The organism is Enterococcus sp. OL5 (assembly GCF_006491895.1).
Lineage (GTDB): Bacteria > Bacillota > Bacilli > Lactobacillales > Enterococcaceae > Enterococcus_D > Enterococcus_D innesii.
Map to the genome: position 1 here is coordinate 21,575 of NZ_VHIL01000012.1, position 22,111 is coordinate 43,685.

Here is a 22,111-nt window from a genome sequence, read left to right on the forward strand (position 1 = left end):
TCAACAATATTTGTAAGAAGATTATTTCGTTGAAATATGAGGAGAAGAAAATGAAGAAATTCATAGTTTTAATAGCGATATTTTCTTTAATCAGTCATTCATCCCCATTGCTAACTTTTGCTCAAACAGTATCTATAAACGAAGTCTATGAGGAAACTAGCGATTCTTTCATGGAAGATAGTGTTGAGGAAAGTAGTGATCATAATGAGGAAGATGAAATACAATCAAGCGATAAAGTGGCAAGAGATGACGCGGTTTCTCCCAGTGATAGTGGTAGGGACACTTCAGAAAGCAAGCAAGAAGAGAATGTGACTTCATCTGAAAACCGTTCTTCCGAAGGTCAGTTGATCACTGGCGTATGGGGTTCAGTTTCATGGACCTATGATTTGGTATCGTCAACAATGATTCTCATGGGAGGAGAGGTGGGGATGACCGGACTAGCGCCTTGGAAAACCTATACTAATGTTGAACAGATAGTTCTTGAAGATCGAGTCGCCCTAGGTAGTGATGCTGTAAACTTGTTCAGTGGATTAACTCAATTGAAAAGTATACAAGGCATTGAAAAGTTTGATACTGCTAATGTAACAAATATGAACTCAATGTTTCAAGGAGCAAGTAGTATAACCGAATTAGATTTGAGTCAATGGGATATGTCCAATGTTACCAGTACTACCACAATGTTTGCTGAAATGTCCAATTTAAAAAAACTAGATATAAGTTCATGGCATCGCAGTATCCAGGTTATTAACATGTTTAGAGCGACATCTTTCGAGCAACTCACTTTAGGTACCGGAACAAGAATTAACGGTACCTGGTTATCCAATATACCGGCAACGGAAACCTATACGGGGCGTTGGGTACTTCAAGATAGTTTGGCTAGTTCAACTAATTTTGTTTCATTTGCTAGTTCAACTGCATTTATGTCTGGATATAATGGTGCGAATCCTGGCGTATATGTTTGGGAAGAAACAATTGATCTTGAAGCACAAGTAAGGCCCCAGACAATCCTTCTGGGAGAGGGAACCCAAGACATTGATTTAGGCAGTGCGATTCATACGGTAACGGCAGATGGTGTCTTGTTGTCTTCAGGGGAGTACGATGTTACTTACATTGATTCATCCTCCTATCTTTATATAGGTGATCGATTTAAAGATGTGACCATTACATATCGAACGGTGCATACGTTATCTGTCCGCATTCCCATTTCCGTTCGTTGGGGCAACACAATACGTTTACGTGGAACATGGGCGAATAACTTCGAGGAGTGGCGAACAATAGCCGCTTTTACACATCACGTTGGAGAATCGGGCCCCGAACTGTCCCTATCGCCAGGACGCGGTGGGACAAATCCAACTACACCAATGATCCAACAGTTGTCAAATCAAGAGTTTGCTTCACTTCATGCATACTCAGGCTCCGCCACTATTCTTGTAAACCAAGGCCAACATTTTTTTGACTTTACGTTGTCTACTCAGCAAACACCTGCCGAAGCACAACAAGATTTTGAAAATGCGGTGGGAGAAAATGGACGTCTGCAGTTATCGGTTGGTGATATCGTCAGCGCGACGCACTTGTTTTCATCAGGAGAGGAATTTGATGGCGCCTTAGCTGGCTTCTCTAATCTAGAATGGAATGTACTTATGCAAGATGAAGCAGAAGAAAATGTAGGCACAGATCACACGAATCATAAAAATAGTGCATTTTATGAAGTGACAGCAACTAACCTAAGACCGTTAGTGATCAATCAGTTGAAGCCGTTGCTGAACAATGAGGTTTGGCAATATATTTCTGAAGAGGAGTTATTGGTAGTAGCAGAAAGTTTTTTTGATTTTGACATTGCTGAAGGGTACGTTTCCATAGCGGAGATCATTGAAATGCCTGATACGAATCAGCCAAGAGATTCATCCATGGTTGTTCGAGTGCAAGAAAAGTTATCCTCTGGGCAATACGCTCAAATGGATTACACCGTTCCAGTAACAATAAGGCCGTTACAAGTCTCACCTAAAGATCCAGAGAATCCTCAAGAAGAATTGCATCCAGAGGTGATGCCAGAACTGCCAGAAAATCAAGGATTTTTAAGCATTGATTTTGTTCCTACGATTCAGTTTGGGGATCAAGAAATATCGTATTTTGCACCGGAAACACTATACGCCGAACCATTAAGAACAACAGCAAATGAAACACGTGCAAATTTTGTGCAAGTTTCTGATAGACGTGGAAGAAATCAAAGTGATGGGTGGCGCTTATCTGTGAAACAACGAGAACAGTTTAAGAATAGCGAAACAGGGCATGTTTTAGCTGGCGCTTCTTTGCAGTTTCATCATATTCAAGCAATAGCAGCGTCCGGTCAAGAAAATCAGCCTACCCATTCAGAACAACTCTCGCTCCTTCCGGGTGTTTCATCTACTGTCGCTCAGGCACAAGCAGGATCGGGATTAGAAACGTGGTTATTTGCCTTTGGTACAACAGACCAAGCGGCTGAGAGTGTTGTACTGCACTTAGAGTCCGAACAGGAACGTCAAACTGGAACATATGAAACCACCTTGGAGTGGATTCTTCAATCGGCCCCTGATAATGTCATTCAATGATAGAAATCAACTGGATGCGTACTTCATCAGATGTTCAAACAGCCTAACATCTAATAGGAAATCATTTTGGTTGTTAGGCTATTTTTCTGTTTGGCCATTTGCGAGGATTACAAGCAAGAGGAATCTGGCGGTACTGCTCCTCATTAGTAATCATGATGGTCAGTTTGGTCATCGTCGCATGCACAAATCGAGCGTATATGATTCATGAATTTTGCTATGCTGGGTAGGAATTAGGCACTAATGGTAGTAACAAAAGAAATGAAGGCAATCCCCGTGGAATATAGAGAGGAAGATCGTTATGAATAAAATACTATTTGACAGTAAGAAAACTATGATGTACATAGTGGTAATTTTTATATTGACCCTGTTTTTTGGCCCAGTTGCTTTTGCTGATCAATCTGCTGGTTTTTCAGTTAGACCGATTCTGAGTGAAAATCAAGTGAATTCTGAGGTAGGCTATTTTGATCTGAATCTTGAGCCTGGAGAAAGCCAGACGTTATCTTTGGAGTTACGAAATATGTCTGATGAAGAGATCAACTTATCAATATCCGTACATACAGCTTTTACAAATGTGAGTGGTGTAGTGGAATATGGTAGTGACGCCGATGTCCCAGATGACACCCTACCATTTTTTTTGGCTGATTATATTCAAGGAGATGGCAAGATTACTCTTAGTGAAGGGGAGACGAAACAAGTAGATCTCTTATTGACCTTACCAGAAGATAAACCATTTGAAGGTGTTCTAGCAGCAGGAATTCGCGTGGAAGAAATCAAAGATAGTGAGCATTTGTCAGAAGAATCAATGGCTATTGAGAACACACTGTCTTATGTTATGGGCCTCGTTGTATCGAATAAGCGGGAGCAACTTTCTCCCGAGCTAGATCTCTTAGCTGTCTATGCGGATCAATTAAACTTTAGAAATGTGTTCAGTGCTCAGATCCAGAATCAATCGGGGACGTTTGTTAATCAGTTAGAGGTTATTGCCTCAATTTATAATGAAGATCAAACAGAACGCCTCTATTCCACAGAGGCATCGGGAATGCAAATGGCGCCGCACTCCAATTTTGCCTTTCCAATTTCTTTGAATGGGGAGTCATTTGTTCCAGGTACTTATGTTCTTCATCTACAAGCAAATTCTGGAGAACTGGAATGGGAGTGGACGAGATCATTTGTGGTAGATGATCAGACATCTAAGACATTTAATCGACAAGATATAACTATTCCTAGCCAAACTAATTACTGGTTATTAGTCTCGATTTTTCTTGTTATACTATTACTCTTAGTGATTCTTATAAGGAAAAGAAAGTAACCTCAGAAGATTGCATAGTGATAGGAGGCCAAAATAAGTGGATTCTCTAGCAACAAAACTAATACTTAATGCACATAGTAAACGATCGTTACAGTTGCTTATGTTACTTGAAGTTAATTCAGATTTGACCTTAAGCGAAATCTCTCAAAAAACAAATTTAAGTAAGCGAACGATTCAAGCTGATCTTAATGATTTGAGATATTTGTTTGGAGATGCGATCGACTTAAACGGATCTTTGTCGGGAATGCGAATGACCATCCATGGTTACGAATGCTATTATGCTAAAAAAAACTATTTTTTGATCAAGAGCCACTGATTAGAATGGTAACGTCATTTTTTTCTAAGAAAAAAAATGACGTTACCAGAGTGGGGGGCAGAACTGAATTTTTCTCTATCAACCCTTAATCGGATGCTCACTACATTGCGTGACGAACTGGCAGAGTACCATATTGAACTGAATACTTCTCCATTATCGATCAGAGGAGAAGAAGTGATGATTCGAAAATTTTACTGGGATCTTTTCTGTGAGTCCACGTATTTCGAATTTGACGATTCATCTGAGTTGTCTAACAAAATTGGTCAGTTATTTCCCGATATTTCTTTGAAAAAAGTGAAAAAAATTATTCATCTTACTTACCAAAGGATGGGAGAAGGAGAGCTGTCTTTTCCCGTTCATGTGCGGGAATTTTTAACAAATAGTTATTTATATAAAGAAATACTAGCAACCCTTTGTCAAATGAGCCGATTTAAGAGGGTGCCTTATGACAAACTTGAAGATGAAGCGTTTTTTATTTGTATAATGGTTTACGCGCATTGTGACTTTCGTGGCAAAACCAACGTACCATTGACTAATCTATCCCAAACAGCAGCCAATGTTGCCGATGGATTATATGAGATTTTGAGAGAACGTTTTTTGTACCTAGGCATTAATTGCGATATTCATGAAGTGTATGATTTTTTATCACGACAATATGCAAAAGTATTACTAGACCCTATTTATATTAAGAATGATTGTGTTACGAATAAATTTGCTCAATCGCTAGATTCAGATTTATTCGACTACTTAAAAAATTATTTGAACAGTTTGAAAGAATCAAATTATTTTACGGGTGCGTGGGTTTCTGATTTTTGTGCGTCGTTGATTGTTTATTTGTATCTAAACAAAAAAATTGGTCTCACGCATGAGATTCTTGTTATTCTTTCGAACGGATCATTAATAGATGAAACTGTAGCAGTTCTTTTGGAGAGATTTTTCTATCGTAGATTAACGATTGTATATGAAGACACTGACTTAGAAAAAAAATCAAAGGGTTTAAAGGGCACTTACTAATAACGAATATCATCCCTTTTGAATATCAGGTACACACAAAGACGAAACTTGTTTATTTGCCACGAATTTCTAAAGTGACTGATATTGGACTTTTTTTTCAATCGATCCTTGAAGATGAACTCTCATTTAGTCATTCACAAATGATGTGTGACTAATCTTTCCTAGGTTTCTTTGTAGTTGTATATGCCTATACGTACATGATAGCTACCTGAGTAGTTTATGTAAGATCCTGATGCTCGGTTTAGACAGATGATTTTGAATGATACGAGTAACGAATAGGGAATAGACAAGAATGACGGCAATGAAAAGAATAAAATATAATAAGTGGTTTGGCTGCACCGAATATACCATGTTAATCGTTTAGAAAGGAAAATAAATATGCTTCTATTCACGACAAAAAAAGAGTATACGGACTATTTTTGGCAAGAATTGGGTGATTCTTGCGCTGATGAAATTGAACTTCAAGAGTATATTAATCAACAGTTCGTCAGACTGGTAGAACTGACTGACAATATTTCGAAAACATCATTCTGGCAAGATTTTCCAGAAATACTTGGGCTGGATGCAAAGCTGAATCTTTTAGTGGAGTTATGTAAAATTCACGAATTTACCAGTGCTGAAATCATTCGAATCACTGAAAATGATTATCGAACCTATTTTAAGGAACTATGCGGGTATGATTTAAGTATGAAAACAAAGAACTCGATGATATTCAATATTTCTTGATTGTTGAAAGAAGTTAATTAGTGTTGTAAGACTTCCAGAAATTATTTCAATTTTCGAAACAATTTAACTACGTATGCGATTCGTGTTAGCCACTGTTACAAAGAGAAGAATGAAATTAGGGAAGCGCAATTCCATTTTAGTAATTACAAAGAGACTGAATGGAGCTATATCTATAACAGTAGGGTATAACAACCCTTTCGAGTTGGAGTTTTTGACCGGACGCAAGAATGCGATCAAAACACCTCCAGGCTAGAGATATAGCTTAGAGGTATTTTTATGACTAATTATGGTAAGATTATTAAATAAAAGTTGTCTTCATTTCAAATCGCATCGAATCCTCAAGTGGGGGAGATTAGTGAATGAAAAGGTCCATTTGGGGTGAGCTAATCTTTACAAGAAAAGAAGATTGATTTAGATAATGAAAGAACGGGGAGAAGAAATGAAAAAGAAACATAAAGTGATACAAATGTTGGGTGGGGCTACACTCTTATACATCTTAGCGGTCCTGTTTATAGGTGGCGCAACACTATTGTTGTTCAAAAATCTTACCTTTTTGATTGAGCCAGTAGTTAAAGTATTTCAGGTGGTTCTTCCTCCGTTAACTATGACGCTCGTTTTATATTTTGTACTTAAACCAGTTGTAAAGTTTTTGGTAGGGCTAGGACTTTCAAAAGTACTGAGTATTATTATTACATTATGCACACTTACTGCTGCCTTCATCTTGTCAACTGCCCTCGCACTGCCGTTACTTATCCAACAATTTGAACGATTGATCGAAAACTTCCCAAATTATTTGATCGAAGCTGAACGAGTAATAGAAACTTTTATACAAAATACTAGATATGAACAAGCATATCATGAGGGACTCGAGGTTCTGGCGAATTGGATAAATCAAGTTTCTAATAATGTGGGCGTATATCTGGGCAATATTATTTTCGGTGCTTCACAAGTGTTTTCAACGATTACCCATGTCCTATTGTTGTTATTGACAGTGCCGATCATCACGTTCTTTTTATTGAAAAATGACCGTCAATTTGTAGAGTATTCTTTAGGTATCTTCCCCCCTAGATTACGTCATGAAGTCAAAGAAATCATTCGGACGATGGAAAATCAGGTGGGCGCCTATCTAAAGGGCCAACTAGTCGTTTGTGTGATCATAGGAACATTGACTTTTATTGGCTTCTTAATTATCGACATGCCTTTTTCTGGAAGCTTAGCATTTCTTGTTGGCGCAACAGCTATCGTTCCTTATATCGGACCGGTTGTAGCCTTTTTCCCTTGTGCAATCATTGCAATCATGACGTCTCCTACGATGTTCATTCAGTTGTGCATTGTCTGGATCGTTGTTCAATTATTAAATGGGGAGCTGATCGAACCTCAGGTCATGGGAAAACATATGGTGATCCATCCAGTAACAATTATTTTTGTGCTATGGATAATGGGTGAACTTTTCGGCATGTTTGGGTTGATTTTCGGTATACCACTTTATGCAATCGTGAAAGTGTTAGTGGTGTTTGGGTTTCGAAAATTTAAGCAGCGATACAATCGCATACATGCGGAAGATGTTCCCTATGAAGAAACTGAATTTAGTTTAGAATCATACACTAAGAAAAGCAGCCATGGTTAACGAGGGAAACCTGTTGAACAAATGAATTCAAGTACGCATGTCCTGCTCAAATTGATCGTCATAAAAGGTGCGGTCCAAATTGATCATTTGAGTTAAATCATTTGCTTTGATAGTGAAAGAAAGATTTTTAATACATAGAGTGCTTGGAAATATCTATTTTCTGAGTACTCTATTTTTAGTTTGGGCCGATGAATTTCCGATAATTAAGTTTTCCAGTGTCAGAAATTCATTGGATCGTGACTCCTTTTTAGCCATTTCAATAACTTGTCATTTTTCTACGAAAGAGGCTGCTTGGCTAAGCAGGAATCAACGCACAACAATGATAAACGCCAGATGGATAGACTACCTATTTGACATCTGATTTCCCAAATGATATATTTTCCAAATAGAAATCAATTTGAGGGGAAGTTTTCCATGAATAATTTAGAAGAGGTATTAGTAAACTTACAATGTGAATTGGTGGCGGAAAGAACCAGACTAAATCCTAAAACAATTAGTTGGCTTCAATATGATATTTTAAATATTCTAAATTCTGAAACTGAGATGCGCCCGTCAAAAATGAGTGTTTTGCTAGGAATTAGTAGGACAAAACTTTCAAAGGCGTTAAAAGAGCTAAAATTAATGAATTATATTCAACAGAAACCCAATGATACAGATGGTCGAGAACTACTCACTTTTTTGACAAAAGAGGGAAGTCATTTATTAACAACTATTGATAATGGACATACACACTTATCTGAAATCGCAAATGCAGTTTTTAATCGGAAGGAAAAAGAGCAGTTCGCTGAACTAGCAAAGAAATATTTAGAAGCGCTTAAAACAGAAAGGCTGAGGTATGATGAATGATCTCATTTCTATCGAAGGAGCTAAAACAAACAATTTAAAAAATCTTTCTCTGAAACTTTCTAAGTATCAAGTAACTGTCGTAACAGGTGTTTCAGGCTCGGGAAAATCTTCTTTGGTATTTGATACCTTAGCAGCTGAATCCCAACGATTACTAAACGAGACCTATTCGAGTTATATCCAACAGCTACTACCTCACTATTCTCAACCGATCGTTGATAAAATAGAAAATCTACCAGTATCTATTGTGATTAATCAGAAGAAACTAGGAGGAAATGCACGTTCCACAGTTGGAACTGTAACAGATATATATTCAAGTTTAAGGCTGCTATTCTCGAGGTTGCAACCCCTTTTATTGGATATTCTATGAATTATTCGTTTAATAATCCCAAGGGCATGTGTGAAGTTTGTAAGGGATTAGGTGAGGTCAAAGAGATTGATGTCGATAAATTAATCGATTTTGACAAATCTTTATCAGAGGGAGCTATTCAATTTCCTACTTTTCAACCGGGAGGATGGCGCCTGTCTAGGTATACAGAATCTGGTAATTTCGATAACAATAAAAAAATTAAAGATTACCTAGCAGAAGAATTGGACCGTTTACTAAATGATCTCGGCAGCACTCCAAGTAATCCTACGAATAAATGGCCAAAAACTGCACGTTATGAAGGGATCATTCCCAGAATTACCAAAAATTTTATCGAAAAAGAAAGCACGCAATATAGTGCAACATTAAATCACATTCTGCAAGTGAAAGAATGTCCCAATTGTCAAGGCACTAGAGTAAGTAAACTCGTTCGCTCTGCAAAGATAAATGGAAAATCGATCGCAGACTGTGTGAGGATGCCTATTCCTGAACTAAACAAATTTATTAAAGAGATTCATTCTTCTGTTGTTCAGGTGATTTTGAAAGATTTAAGTAAGAAACTACAGAGTTTGGAGGAGGTTGGCTTAGGCTATTTGTTTCTTAACCGTCCAACAGCAACATTATCTGGTGGAGAATCTCAAAGAATAAAAATGGTTAAACATCTTAACAGTGCACTTAGTGATATTCTATACATTTTTGATGAGCCTAGTATTGGACTCCATCCAGAAGATATTCAAAAAATAGCAAAGATAATTAGGGGGTTAAAAGATAAAGGAAATACTGTTGTTCTTGTTGACCATGATCCGGATATTATACAAATTGCAGACCATATCATTGAGATCGGTCCAGGATCCGGGGATAGCGGTGGAAAAATCACCTTTGAAGGAACCTATGATGAACTACTGAAGTCGAACACCATCACTGGAAGAGCGTTGGCAGATCAGTTGAACGTTAATACACAAAGACAACAATTTTCTTCCTATTACGAATTAAATGAGGTTAGTTTGCACAATGTTGTAAACGCTTCTGTGGTGTTGCCAAAACAAGCATTAACGGTTGTAACCGGAGTCGCTGGTTCTGGGAAGAGCACACTCATTCGCTATCTTTTAAAAAAAAAATATCCTGAAGCAAGTATATTAGACCAGAGTCAGATAAATGGCAACATTCGCTCAAATGTTCTCACGTATCTAAATGTCTTTGATAAAATTCGGAGCATCTACGCGCAATGTTCTGGTAAAAGTGCCTCTCTTTTCAGCTATAACGGTAAAGGAGCATGTCCTCTGTGCAAAGGCAAAGGAGTGATAAAAATGGATTTGGCTTTTATGGGGGATGCAGAGCAAGTTTGTGAGAAATGCCGAGGAAAAAGATATAACGATGAAGCCTTATCTATTTTATGGCATGGTTTCACTATTTACGATATTTTACAATTATCAGTTCGAAAAGCAGTAGATTTGTTTGATGATCGCTTATTGATCAGAACGATGCAAATTCTCATGGATGTTCATCTAGAGTATATGAAGTTGGGGCAGTCGCTAGATACATTTTCTGGTGGAGAACTTCAGCGTTTAAAGATAGCAAAAATAATTGCTCAAGATACTTCTAATTGTCTAATATTAGATGAACCATCTACCGGCCTTCATGAGGCGGATATTGACAAGCTGTTATTATTGTTGAATAAACTTTTACAAAAAGGAAATACATTGATTGTTCTAGAGCACAATCTCAAAATAATTAGTCAGGCTCAATGGCTTATCGAAATGGGACCTGGCGGGGGGAACTTTGGAGGTAAAGTATTGTTTCAAGGGTACCCAATAGACTTATTAACGTTAGAAGATTCATACACAGCAAAACATCTGAAAAGATATACAAAAAACAACAATTAAAAAAGGTGTTTATAAGAATTTTAGTTCATGATTTTTTTAACAGCTATATGAGGGGAAGAAATTTAATAGCTTTTGATCTTCTTAATTTTTCGACAAAGAGTGTTAAGAAAGTGACGAATTTCTGGACACTCTTTTTAGATACTATAATTTATATGTATCACTGTATTTTTGTGTTCATAAACTCGTAAATAAATCATTGTTCATTTAAAATTTAGGTTCATGAATATTAGGACAATTCTTAGAAAGAGTCAGAAACTTAATAGTTTTTGATACGTTGGTAAACTCTCATTGAAATAAGCTCGAGAGAGCGTCATAAACTTATGTCGTAAATCTAATGTGAATTTTAGTGATTTTTAAACAACGAATTGGATGTAACCAATCAATCTGCGTTAGACAAGGTTAAATAAAAACTTAGCAAGCAAAAAGAAAGAAATTATACGATTCGGGGAAAGTAAATGAAAACGAAGTTGATTCATTCACTACTGTACTAAGCAATCATCTTCATGAATTTGAATTTGAAATTAGGAGAAATTCGGATAGTATTCCCACCTGGAATGTTTGTAAAAGGAGAGTACAGAGAAGTTTTTCTCGGTATTCTCCTGATTTTTTGAGACAAGCTTATTCAATAGACCCATTTTCTAAGAGTGAGTAATAAAGTAAATCAAGCCCATTATTGTTGCATATGCAACAATAATGGGCTATTATAGTGCTAGATAGGGAGGGGATAGTTCGTGGAGGATATACTTCGTGAGATAGGATCAATCAGTAGAATGTTGGAATCAATTGCTAATATTGAATTTAAAGAGGTTCAACTCAGTAAAGGACAATACATTTACTTAGTTCGTATATTTGAAAATGAAGGAATTATTCCTGAACGATTAGCCGAACTGATCAAAGTTGATCGCACGACTTTGTCCCGGGCGGTAAAAAAGTTAGAGGAAAATGGGTTTATTCTAAAAGAGTCAGACAAAGAAAATAAAAAAATCAAACACTTATACACAACCGCCAAAGGGAAACAAGCGGTTCAATTAATCATAAGAGAAAATAACTATTCAAATAAAGTAGCGATTCAACAGTTATCTGCTTTAGAAAGAAAAAATCTTGCGGAAATGCTGGCAAAAATAAAATCTTCGGTAGAAGTTGATTGGGTCAACGTCAAGAATGGGATCAAAAGAGACTATTGAAGGGAGAAGGCAGATGGAGAGCTTACACTTGGTTGAATGCACAGAACGTGACATTGATATTCTGAAACAGGTAAGTATTGAAACGTTTACGGATACATTTAAAGATCAAAATAAAGAAGAAAATTTGATGGACTACATCAATTCAAGCTATACAACAGAAAAGTTAAGGGAAGAGATCACTGAGGATGAAAGCCATTTTTATTTGATAGAAAAATCGGAAGAAATCATTGGCTATTTAAAGCTAAACGTGGGCAATGCTCAAACAGAAAGCATGAAAGAGAACGCTATGGAAGTTGAGCGGATTTACATTCGATCGAAATTCCAAAGAAGCGGATATGGAAAATACCTCATCCAGTTAGCTGAATCTATAGGAAAAAAATGGAACAAATCATACATATGGTTAGGTGTGTGGGAAAAGAACTTCAACGCACGTTCTTTTTACGAGCACATGGGCTTTCACAAAGTAGGGCAACATTCATTCTACATGGGAAAAGAAGCACAGGTAGCTGATATTTTGTTAAAAAGGATATAGCTCGGCTGGCTGCTGAAAAAACAGAGAGCCTGAAAAATAAAGGACATGAATTTGTTCAAATAAACTAAATAGGAGTGTAGAGAAAGTGAAGAAAATAATGATCGATCAAGAATTTTGGGCACTATTTCCAGAAGCACAAGTCAACTGCCTTGTTGTAAAAAATATAAACAATGTTGCCGATGCTGCACACGAAACGTTTTTTACTGACTTGCTAAAAAGTAGTAAAGAACAAGCAAAGCGCTACTTAACGACCGACACCTTCAGTGAAAACCAAGTGATCCAAGAATGGCGAAGTGCTTTTCAGCAATTTAAAACGAAAAAAGGGGTACGCTCTTCCATCGAAGCACTGTTGAAACGGGTGAATCAAGACAGAGAATTTTCTCCCATCAATCCTTTAGTAGATATTTATAATAGTATTTCCTTGAAATATGGTGTCCCTTTAGGCGGAGAAGACCTCGATACAATCGTTGGCGACCTTCATTTAGGCGTTGCAAAAGGTGGCGAATCTTTCTTTCCCTTAGGTGCAGATACTGATACCCCAGCCTTGGAAAAGGAAGTCATTTACTATGATGAGAAAGGTGCAATCTGTCGATGCTTAAATTGGCGGGAAGCCCAACGTACGATGCTAACAGAAGAGACCACCCATGCTGTTTTATTCATTGAATCGATCAATGAAACGCAACGGGCTCGGGCGAATGAAGCAATCAAAGAGTTAAGTCAGTTGGTTCGAGAGTATTTTAAAGTAGCAGGTAATGATTATGTGCTAAGTAAAGAAAGTCCTGAAATCATTTTGTAAGGGCGAGCTTCTTGTCTATAGGATCAGGATGTACACGTACTTTTTCTCGATTTTGCATACCATTCTCTCATTTTGATTGATCGGTCATCGTGAAAATCTTGACCCAAATATTCGGATGTGCAATAATTAGGTGGAATTTAAATAATGACATTAGATTTGTTCGCCGGAATAAATCTTATTGAAGTCAGAAAAACTAACCTTAGGCTTTTATGGTTAGTTTGTCTGACTTCTTTTTTGTTTTAGGAGGTATAGGCAGATGTTAAAAGAACAATTGAAAGAATACGGAAAGAGCCCTAACCAGTCGGGACTTTCCAGTAAAGAAGCAGAAATGAAGCTAGAAAAATATGGGTTTAATTCCATAGAAAGCAAAGATGAGAAGCACTTTTATGACTATTTGAAAGAGTCGATGAAGGATATTACCATCTTGATTTTAATCGTTGCAACGCTCTTATCTAGTTACGTTGCATTTCAAAACCACCCTGATGATTTTACGGAACCAATAGTCATCTTTTCAATTGTCATTCTTAATCTATATTTGTCGATTCGACAGCAAAAAAATGCGGAAAAATCAATGAGTGAATTAAATAAGATAAGTGTTCCCGTAAGTAAAGTATTCAGAGATGGGGCGTTAAAAGAGATTGAAAGTTTGAACATTGTTCCTGGTGATATTGTTCAGTTGGCATTAGGGGACCGTATTCCAGCAGATGCTAAACTTTTAACTAGTAGTAATTTCTTTGTTGATGAATCGTTTCTAACTGGTGAAAGTGAACCAAGTGAAAAAGATCCCACCTATATTTCTTCTAAAGAAGATTCTTTAGGAGACAGAAAAGACTTGGTTTTTTCTGGCTCATTAGTAGTCACAGGAAAAGCAAACGTTCGAGTTGAAAAGACAGGAATGAATACGGAAATTGGTAAAATATCGAGCTTATTAAGCAAGGAAGAAACAACCATAGCACCTCTACAAGTAAAAATGCAAAAACTTGGGAAAGTTCTAGGACTAATCGCTATTCTCTCTGGCTTTCTAGCGATTGCTATAGGAATCAGCAAAGAATTGTCTTTAGAGACCAGTATCATGACCGCAATATCAATGGCTGTTGCTGCTATTCCAGAGGTTTTGCCAGTCGTAGTAACAATCTCTCTAGCTGTTGGGATGAGGAATATGGCACTGAAGAAAACCATCGTTAGGACTCCTTCAACAGTAGAAACCGTTGGAGGTATTTCAATTATCTGCTCAGATAAAACTGGAACAATTACCGAAAATAAGATGATCGTGAAAGAAGTTATGATGATGAAGGATAGACTGACTTCCTGCTTAGAAATAACAGAAGAGAAGGAAAAAAATCTCTTATTTCTCTTATATCTTGCTAGTTCGATGGAAGAAAATACAACAGTAACTAGTAATCCAACAGAGTTGGCGATCAGAAAAAAACTGGCATCGCTCTTCACTAAAGAGGAACTAGGTAAAGTCGATTCAACCTTTGAACAGATTCATGAAGTTCCTTTTGATTCAAAACGAAAAAGAATGACTGTCTTATATAAAGTAAACAACCAGTATGTTTCTGTCACAAAAGGGGCTTTTGATCGCTTGGATCTCATTGATGCGAACAACCCCACCTACGTGAACAAGCATGATGAGTTGGCCAATCAAGCATACCGTGTTTTGGGTGTTGCTTATAAAAGATACGATGAAAAACCTACACGTCTTACTGAAGAAATTCTTGAAAGTCAGCTAGAGTTTGCAGGATTTGTCGGGATTATCGACCCGGCTCGACCCGAAAGCTATACGTCTGTTTCTATTGCAAAACAAGCAGGGATTCAAACCGTAATGATCACAGGTGATCACTTACTGACAGCAAAGAAAATCGCAGAGGATGTAGGAATTCTCACCGATGGGAAAAAAGCAATGACCGGAGCGGATTTACATGAAATGAGCGATGAAAAATTAGCCCATGTGATTGATGACTATCGAGTCTTTGCCCGTACTTCCCCAGAAGATAAAATTCGAATCGTAAAAGCATTTCAAAAAAATGATGAGATTGTCGCTATGACTGGCGATGGTGTCAATGATGCACCTGCATTAAAAGCAGCTGATGTAGGGATCGCAATGGGAGGTGGCACAGAAGTAGCAAAGGAAGCTTCTGATATGGTTTTAGTAGACGATAATTTTGCGACGATTGTTCAGGCGGTTGAAGAAGGACGACGGGTATACAGCAATATCAGAAAATCATTATATGCGATGCTAGGTTGCAACATTTCTGCACTGACGATCGTTTTAATTTCCTTGCTCGTTGGGTGGGGAGCACCTGTTACAGCGGTTCAATTGTTAATCATAAAAGTAGTTGCAGATGGAATCCCAGGAATGAGTCTAAGTATTGAACCAGTCGATAAAAAAGCAATGGAGGAAGCCCCTATCACTAAATACACGAGCATTTTTGCGCAAGGATTATTGGTAAAAATTGTAGAAATTTCAATTGTTTTTACAGGCGTCACATTAGGCGCGATTCTAATTGGACGTCTAGAATCGATAGAGGTTTCTCAGACAATGACATTTATTGTATTGGGGTTATCAACTATTGTGCATATGTTTAATTGTAGAAGTAAAGAATCTATCCTGAAGCTGCGTTTTTTGAGCAATCCGTTGTTAGTAATGACAACCTTCATAGGTGCATTGATCATTATCTTGTTAGTAACGATTCCATTCACGCAAACCATTTTTGGCTTTGTCTCTCTTCGTGCAGTTGACTGGCTATGGGTAATCGGCTTATCCATTTTTCCTTTAGTGTATATTGAAGTGAAAAAATACTTTGGCTTGTTTTAATGTGAATGATAGGAAGAGAATCTTCTATTAACATATTTTCTTGAGAAATGAGGGAGGGCAAAAACTGGGAAGTTTTTGCGTCTCCTTTAATTATTTACAGATGCTTATGATTTCTGGTTTGATATTATTTAGAAGATATCAGAATGCACAACAACTATTGTTGTAAGGAAGGATTCGGTAGTATATTTCAGGTAAATCACCAGAAGTAGCTAAAAATCCCCTCTATTCTACTCTCTTTTTCAAGAATTCCTGTTAAATGGTAGGTTTTATGTCAAAATGAAAGGTAGAAATCGATGAGGAGTGGTCAATATGAAAGAAACGATATTAGCAATGAAGCTGAAAGAATATAGAGAAAAAAACAAGCTAACGCAAAGTATGCTAGCAGAATTATTAGAAGTAAGTGACAAGACAATCTCAAAATGGGAGTTAGGTGCTACCTACCCTAGCAAAAAAAATATGATCAAAATAGCCGAAGAATTGGATATCTCATTAGAAACATTACTTTTGGAAGAAACTAAGAAAGACAATGAGAATTTAAAAGTAAGTATCAAGTATGGGGTGATTAGTTTTTGCTTGCTCTTTTTTGTCACGATGATCGTTACTTCGTTCAATCAAGACTTCAGCAGGATTATGAATCTTTCTATTCAAGAAAAATTTGGTGTGCTTTTAAACACTGCTTTAAAATTATTGAGCATCTCGGTGCCGCCAGCGATCATCATTGGCTCCGTGTTTTATTTTTATATCTTCCCTAAAAATAAAAAAGAGAACTAACCATTTCCTCGGTTTCGACAGAATGGTAGATTAGAGTATAGGAATCAAGTCATGGACAGAAAAACGCATTTTAGATAAAAAGAATGCTCAGTCTGGCTAGTGTGAAAAGCGCATAAATTTTATAAGAAGGGGAGAACAGGATGGGGTTATTTGGTAAAAAGAAAGAAGTCAGAAATTTAACGAAGGAAGAAGAAGCAGAGATCAAAGAAGAAATGGCACGACAAATGCTTTCAAAAAACGAAAATGATATTGGCATGGTCAAGAAAATTAAAGTCCTGACAAACATGAGTACAGGACAAGCGAAAGACCTATTCCTGAAATTTAGGGATGAGTTAACCGAGAATTAATCGGATAGGGAGTCAGATAGCGATTGCCCTTCAAGAAGGCGATATTTTGCTTATTATGTTTCTTTCAAAATTGAGATGAATAGAAAGGGAGAATAGATATGAAGAAAAAAAACTCTGAAAAATGGTATTTTTGGGTACTTGTTGTCATAATGGTTGTTGTCTTTTTCTATCTTACTAAGTAAAGAGAATGAATTTTCTTGAAAATAAACACTTACTAAGAATGACTATTTTTTAAGTTATGAATGGATGATGATTTTATGAAAAACGAATATGGATTTACCTTGATTTCAGTTTTAACTATGTTATCCATTAGATTATTATATTGATGAATGAAGCATTCAGAGACCCATTGTTTTCTGAATGCTTTTTTCATCTACAAATCATTCTTTGAGAATCCGGCTGTTACGAAAAATCAGTGATAGTGTATTAGAATATATGATGAATTCTGTTGAAGTAAGCGTACGCTACGAATGAACCAAGAGTGATTGAAATGATCGAAGACAATCATGAGAATATTCATTTACGAGACAAAGAACCGTTTAAAAAGTACTGAGTCTTTCTACTACGGGCCACAAAACATGTGTTAGAAAAGAATGGCAATGCACCTTTACTACGTTAAAGAAAAGAAAGTTCTTTTTACAATAAAAACAGTGCCTGACTAAAAATATGAAGTGGATTTTTTAGAGAATCCAGGACAGAAGTCTTTAATAAAATGCCGTTGGTAAGGACGATGATTCGTTTGCTGCTAGCGGTATTTTTGTTAGCATCTCCTCTGATTTTTTCGGAGAAAAGGTCTACCATTTCGGCACTGTCTTAAAAAAGCACATCGATACTCTAAATACGGTGGATAGCGGTGATTTGGATACGTGTTTCTAGTCTTCATAGAGGCAGATTTCAAGTAAGTCGAATGAAGGAAATTAAACACTTCCTATGTTGTTTGATGGAAGGATTATTAGTGAGGAGACTCCTTTATCCAGCTAAGGAATGACTTCTATAGGATGGTTTCCTTGTTAATTGTTGCAAGTGTGATGTGTAAAAATATTTTAAGCTTCTTTTTTTAATGATTGATATGTATAATAAGATGATAAAGCAATAAAGTGTATGCTGAAAAGAGGTCTCTTATGAAAAAATTTGCACTCGGCGTTTTTTGTTTCAGTCTTTTTATCACGGTCGTTGGCTTTTTTTTACAAACGATTTTGATTCCTATTCAAGATTTTGACACAATAAGCCAAGAAGAGCTTAAGAATATCCAACTTGATCTTGCTATTAATTATCCATTAGGAACTGGTATGCTCTATGTCGGACTTCCTTTGTTAGTATGCTCGAGTGGTTATTTGGTTTATTGTTATTTTAAAAATAAATTACGTATGTGATGAATACTTTTGTAAAGAAAGCAGGTCTGAATAGCTATGAACAATCACGAAAAGAATAGAAAACAACGTTTGACTAATAATCTATCGAGTAATTCCTTTAACGTAATGAATACAAAATCAGATCTATCACAAAGCGGATCACCAATACCTTTTCAAAGTGGTGACTTTTCATCAGTTGATCGCAACGTTCATTCTTCAAAAACAGTAACTGAGTTGCTTTGTTTTTATTCAGTAGGGAGTATCATTGCGGCAATTGGGTGTTATTTGTATATTAAACTGCCCTTATTTGCGAATTTACTGGAGAACACGATTTTATCTTTTGCTATTACTTTTGGTATTATCGCCCTAAGCTTTATTATGTCTCATTTTATAACGAAGGTACTTACTGCTCATATAAGAAAAAATTGAAGTAAACAAACAACCAATATCAAACAAATTGTGAGGATAAATAGATGTATTCAAATTACCAGAAGTTGCCGCACTATTTAAAAAAGTGGTATGTATTGTCTTATATTCTACCATTGATTCTTCTTTTATTTATTAATGGCTGGACAGAGTGGTTAACGTTTCCTATAGCAGTAGGAATCCTATTTATTCTTTATGGAATAAGTTGTTTTTTTGCTACCAAGGCGTCTTATGGTAAAAAAGAATGGTTTTTTTTAGATGGTATCACTTTTGGGATTGCGTTGATCGGTCTTTTTATCATTTTCAATTAATAGATAGAAAAGATGGGTTTTTTATGCAGGAACAATTGGGGGAATCTCTTGCTTACATGTTGTCTATCCTTGTGCTGTGTTGGAAGCTGTTATGTTCATTTAAAGATTACTATTTCTTGACGATAGCCATAAGCGTAAAATAAATCTATGGTACCGTAGAAATGTGCGTAGAACTTCTAAAGTTTGATTGGCTGAAGCTAATTTGAGAGGCCAGATAAGCGTCTTAGGCATGTTGTTTTCTACAGTTCTTATCTACGAATGTCTGTCCTTCGTCATTTTTTAGGTCATCATTTAGGTTCCACTGCTAAATATGAAAAGCAACTCCTTGTTCAAAGATGACTCACTGGCCCTATTTCCAAGAACATTGTCATACTGACAAAGAAAAGTGACGACATACAATTCAGTAAGAACTAATACAAGTCCGCTTCCTTTTGCAATGTGAGCGGACTTGTATTGTTTTCCTTATTAGCTTTCAGTATCTAGCATCCGCTCCATAAACCATTCCACTTGTTGGGGGGCATCGTGGTCAAAGAATGCGGACTCTTTTTTATCTAAAGCGGCTATTTTTTCAATGTCTTCCTGGGAAAGCTCAAAGTCAAAAATAGCAATGTTTTCAGCCATCCTTTCTGGACGAACTGTTTTTGCTAAAGCGACAATCCCTCTTTGCATCAACCAGCGAAGAACAACTTGACCAACCGTTTTGCCATATTGCTTGCCAATTTCTGCTAATGTCGGATTGGTAAATAGGTCATGGCGTCCTTCTGCAAAGGGAGCCCAAGCTTCAACTTGGACGTCATATTTTTCATGCCATTCCTGATCTTCCGCTCGTTGATTCCAAGGGTTCACTTCGATTTGATTGATTTGAGGTTTCACCTCATTCAAGCCGACAAACTCGATCATCTTAGCTGATTTGAAATTTGAAACGCCAATTGCACGTAATTTTCCTGTTTTTTGAGCAGCAACCATTGAGCGCCAAGCACCATAAATATCTCCATATGGTTGGTGAATAAGGTAGAGATCAAGATAAGTTAATCCCATTGTTTCAAGCGAATGTTCAATCGTTTCTTTCGCTTTATCTTCGGAAGCTTGGAGAATAAATAATTTAGAGGTAACAAAAAGTTCTTCTCGAGTGACTAGACCTTCAGTGATGGCGCGCTTGATTCCCTCGCCTGTTTCTGTTTCATTTCCATAAATAGAAGCAGTGTCGATCAGTCGATACCCAGCTTTGATTGCTTGGTAAACAGCTTCGGCTGTTTCTTCCAAAGGAATTTGATAAACGCCAAAGCCTAGTTGCGGCATGGTGACACCATTATTGAGTGTGATTGTTTGCATAGTGTTTCCTCCTCTAATTTTCATTTCATGTTCTATCCTAAACCTTGGAGTTAAGTCCATAGCAAGTAAAAGATGTTACTTTTTTCGTTCCCATAATTTTTCCACTTTATCAGGGGTCATATTTCCTGCTTTAAATTTTGCGATATGCTCATCATACGTTTCTATCTTATAAATAAGTAGGTCTCTTACTTCCTGCATTGCTGCTAACTTTTTCTCTAATTCTTCGAGTTGATCGGCTAAAATCTGTTTCTGAGCTTTTTCGACATTTGGACTTTCACGTACTTGTGCCAATTGAGCAAATTCAATTAGCGATTCGATGGACAATCCTGCATTTCGTAAATGTTTTGCTAAATAGATCCAGTTTAAATCATTTGTTGTGTACACCCGATAGCCACTCTCATTGCGTTGGACAGGTGGAATCACACCGACTCGTTCATAATAGCGCAATGTGTCTACGCTCAAATCAAACATTTCCGCTGCTTTTTTTATATTCATCGTTGGTTCTCCTTATCTTTTCTATAAGTAATCATAAACCCTGAAGTGGACTCTAGGGCAAGTGGTTTAAAATCGTTTGTTTAAAAGAATATATTTTGTTCGTTATGGCGACTATTCGGGAAGAAAAAGCTACAAGCATTTTTATTTCAACAGAATGATTTGAGAAATCATCAGTATTGAAAGCTCCTTTCTTAGTGTGTTTCAACGCAAGTCATACTCTCTTAGAATTGATTGTTTCGTTATCTATTTGAGCGAGGCATTTTTTATCCATAGATTTTAATTAAATCCATCTCATGTTATGATGATGATGAAAATTCTTAGCTTGGATCAAGGAAACAATCGGTTCTTGTTAGGAAAAACGAAAATAAGTTGATGAGAGTGTGACTATCCTTGAATATAAAAGAAGTAAGTAGTATGAATCAAAAGTTAGAGCAACAATTAATTGAAGTTTGGGAGAGTTCTGTTAAGGCGACGCACACCTTTTTGTCAGAGACTGAAATCCAAGCCATTAAGCAATACATTCCAGAGGCATTGCATCATGTGCCACATTTGATTATCGTAGAAAGTGAAAATGGAGAGCCAGCTGGCTTCATGGGGATCTCGGATCGAAATCTTGAAATGCTTTTTATAGCAAATGAACAAAGAGGCAAGGGCTTAGGAAAGAAACTCTTGGCATACGGGATGGAAAACTATGCTGTAAATGAACTGGGAGTAAATGAACAGAATCCTCAGGCGAAAGGATTTTATGAGCATATGGGATTTGAGGTATACAAAAGAAGCGAGTTAGACGAACAAGGAAACCCTTATCCGATTCTGTATATGAAGAAAGTTGATAACAAGTAGCTGTTTTTTTAATTCTTTTTTTGGGGGAAGTTGGCTGCCTATAAGTGTAAAGGAATTGAGGATTGCTTGGCTGTATGCATAGAAGCTCTAAAATTAGGTTGATTGAAGACGATTTTAGAAACAAGATAATCGTCGCAAGCTTTTTGTTTTCAGCAGTCGTTATATACGACTGTCTATCATTCATCATTTTATAGGTCGTCATCATTTAGATTATGCTGGTAATGTGAAAGG

At 36.8% G+C, this 22,111-nt stretch carries 16 protein-coding genes and 2 pseudogenes; 16 read left to right on the top strand and 2 right to left on the bottom strand.

The window, feature by feature from the left end; translation table 11 throughout:
• The first annotated feature begins 50 nt into the window (after nucleotides 1-50).
• The 15 genes and pseudogenes from FJU10_RS13460 (at nucleotide 51) to FJU10_RS13530 (ending at nucleotide 18,494) form a co-directional block, all read left to right on the top strand.
• Nucleotides 51-2,588: a WxL domain-containing protein gene (locus FJU10_RS13460; RefSeq protein ID WP_189372330.1), complete on the top strand. Its 2,538-nt coding sequence runs from the start codon at nucleotides 51-53 to the stop codon at nucleotides 2,586-2,588.
• Nucleotides 2,589-2,886: 298 nt separating this feature from the next.
• A complete protein-coding gene (locus FJU10_RS13465; protein WP_077454061.1) occupies nucleotides 2,887-3,897 on the top strand; it encodes a DUF916 and DUF3324 domain-containing protein in 1,011 nt (336 codons plus the stop codon).
• 37 nt (nucleotides 3,898-3,934) lie between these two features.
• On the top strand, nucleotides 3,935-4,213 hold the full coding sequence (locus tag FJU10_RS13470) for a helix-turn-helix domain-containing protein (RefSeq protein WP_140966154.1): 279 nt from the start codon (nucleotides 3,935-3,937) through the stop codon (nucleotides 4,211-4,213).
• 27 nt (nucleotides 4,214-4,240) lie between these two features.
• A pseudogene (locus FJU10_RS13475) lies at nucleotides 4,241-5,227 on the top strand (helix-turn-helix domain-containing protein); the annotation flags it as partial.
• A 378-nt stretch (nucleotides 5,228-5,605) separates the two neighbouring features.
• On the top strand, nucleotides 5,606-5,953 hold the full coding sequence (locus FJU10_RS13480; protein WP_140966156.1) for a DUF7006 family protein: 348 nt from the start codon (nucleotides 5,606-5,608) through the stop codon (nucleotides 5,951-5,953).
• 439 nt (nucleotides 5,954-6,392) lie between these two features.
• Nucleotides 6,393-7,580, top strand: coding sequence for an AI-2E family transporter (locus FJU10_RS13485; protein WP_035006938.1), 1,188 nt, complete (start codon nucleotides 6,393-6,395; stop codon nucleotides 7,578-7,580).
• Between the two features lie 414 nt (nucleotides 7,581-7,994).
• Nucleotides 7,995-8,426, top strand: coding sequence for a MarR family winged helix-turn-helix transcriptional regulator (locus tag FJU10_RS13490; protein ID WP_087664520.1), 432 nt, complete (start codon nucleotides 7,995-7,997; stop codon nucleotides 8,424-8,426).
• Nucleotides 8,419-10,673, top strand: a pseudogene (locus FJU10_RS13495) (ATP-binding cassette domain-containing protein). The gene FJU10_RS13490 and the pseudogene FJU10_RS13495 overlap by 8 nt, the downstream one beginning before the upstream one ends.
• 731 nt (nucleotides 10,674-11,404) lie before the next feature.
• Entirely contained in the window at nucleotides 11,405-11,857 is a 453-nt protein-coding gene (locus FJU10_RS13500; RefSeq protein WP_115232957.1) for a MarR family winged helix-turn-helix transcriptional regulator, read from the top strand.
• A gap of 13 nt (nucleotides 11,858-11,870) precedes the next feature.
• Complete coding sequence (locus tag FJU10_RS13505; protein ID WP_223273074.1) at nucleotides 11,871-12,389, top strand: GNAT family N-acetyltransferase; 519 nt, start codon at nucleotides 11,871-11,873, stop codon at nucleotides 12,387-12,389.
• A 97-nt stretch (nucleotides 12,390-12,486) separates the two neighbouring features.
• A complete protein-coding gene (locus FJU10_RS13510) occupies nucleotides 12,487-13,185 on the top strand; it encodes a B3/4 domain-containing protein (RefSeq protein WP_140966181.1) in 699 nt (232 codons plus the stop codon).
• A gap of 256 nt (nucleotides 13,186-13,441) precedes the next feature.
• Nucleotides 13,442-16,003 (top strand): cation-translocating P-type ATPase, encoded by a 2,562-nt coding sequence (locus FJU10_RS13515; RefSeq protein WP_140966158.1) that lies wholly within the window; start codon nucleotides 13,442-13,444, stop codon nucleotides 16,001-16,003.
• 309 nt (nucleotides 16,004-16,312) lie between these two features.
• Nucleotides 16,313-16,774 carry a helix-turn-helix domain-containing protein gene (locus FJU10_RS13520; RefSeq protein WP_016612557.1) on the top strand — a complete coding sequence of 154 codons (462 nt, stop codon included), beginning with the start codon at nucleotides 16,313-16,315 and terminating at the stop codon, nucleotides 16,772-16,774.
• Between the two features lie 140 nt (nucleotides 16,775-16,914).
• Nucleotides 16,915-17,121, top strand: coding sequence for a hypothetical protein (locus tag FJU10_RS13525; RefSeq protein ID WP_077454083.1), 207 nt, complete (start codon nucleotides 16,915-16,917; stop codon nucleotides 17,119-17,121).
• A gap of 1,121 nt (nucleotides 17,122-18,242) precedes the next feature.
• The gene (locus FJU10_RS13530; protein WP_140966159.1) at nucleotides 18,243-18,494 is read left to right on the top strand and encodes a hypothetical protein; all 252 of its coding nucleotides are present in this window, start codon (nucleotides 18,243-18,245) and stop codon (nucleotides 18,492-18,494) included.
• Nucleotides 18,495-19,675: 1,181 nt separating this feature from the next.
• Here FJU10_RS13530 and FJU10_RS13545 read toward each other — a convergent pair.
• Together FJU10_RS13545 and FJU10_RS13550 are read right to left on the bottom strand one after the other, a co-directional pair.
• The gene (locus tag FJU10_RS13545; RefSeq protein ID WP_016612537.1) at nucleotides 19,676-20,542 is read right to left on the bottom strand and encodes an aldo/keto reductase; all 867 of its coding nucleotides are present in this window, start codon (nucleotides 20,540-20,542) and stop codon (nucleotides 19,676-19,678) included.
• 75 nt (nucleotides 20,543-20,617) lie between these two features.
• Nucleotides 20,618-21,037, bottom strand: coding sequence for a MerR family transcriptional regulator (locus FJU10_RS13550; protein WP_140966163.1), 420 nt, complete (start codon nucleotides 21,035-21,037; stop codon nucleotides 20,618-20,620).
• Nucleotides 21,038-21,427: 390 nt separating this feature from the next.
• On the opposite strand from FJU10_RS13550, the gene FJU10_RS13555 reads away from it, so the two are divergent.
• On the top strand, nucleotides 21,428-21,880 hold the full coding sequence (locus FJU10_RS13555; RefSeq protein WP_140966164.1) for a GNAT family N-acetyltransferase: 453 nt from the start codon (nucleotides 21,428-21,430) through the stop codon (nucleotides 21,878-21,880).
• The last annotated feature ends 231 nt before the right edge of the window (nucleotides 21,881-22,111 follow it).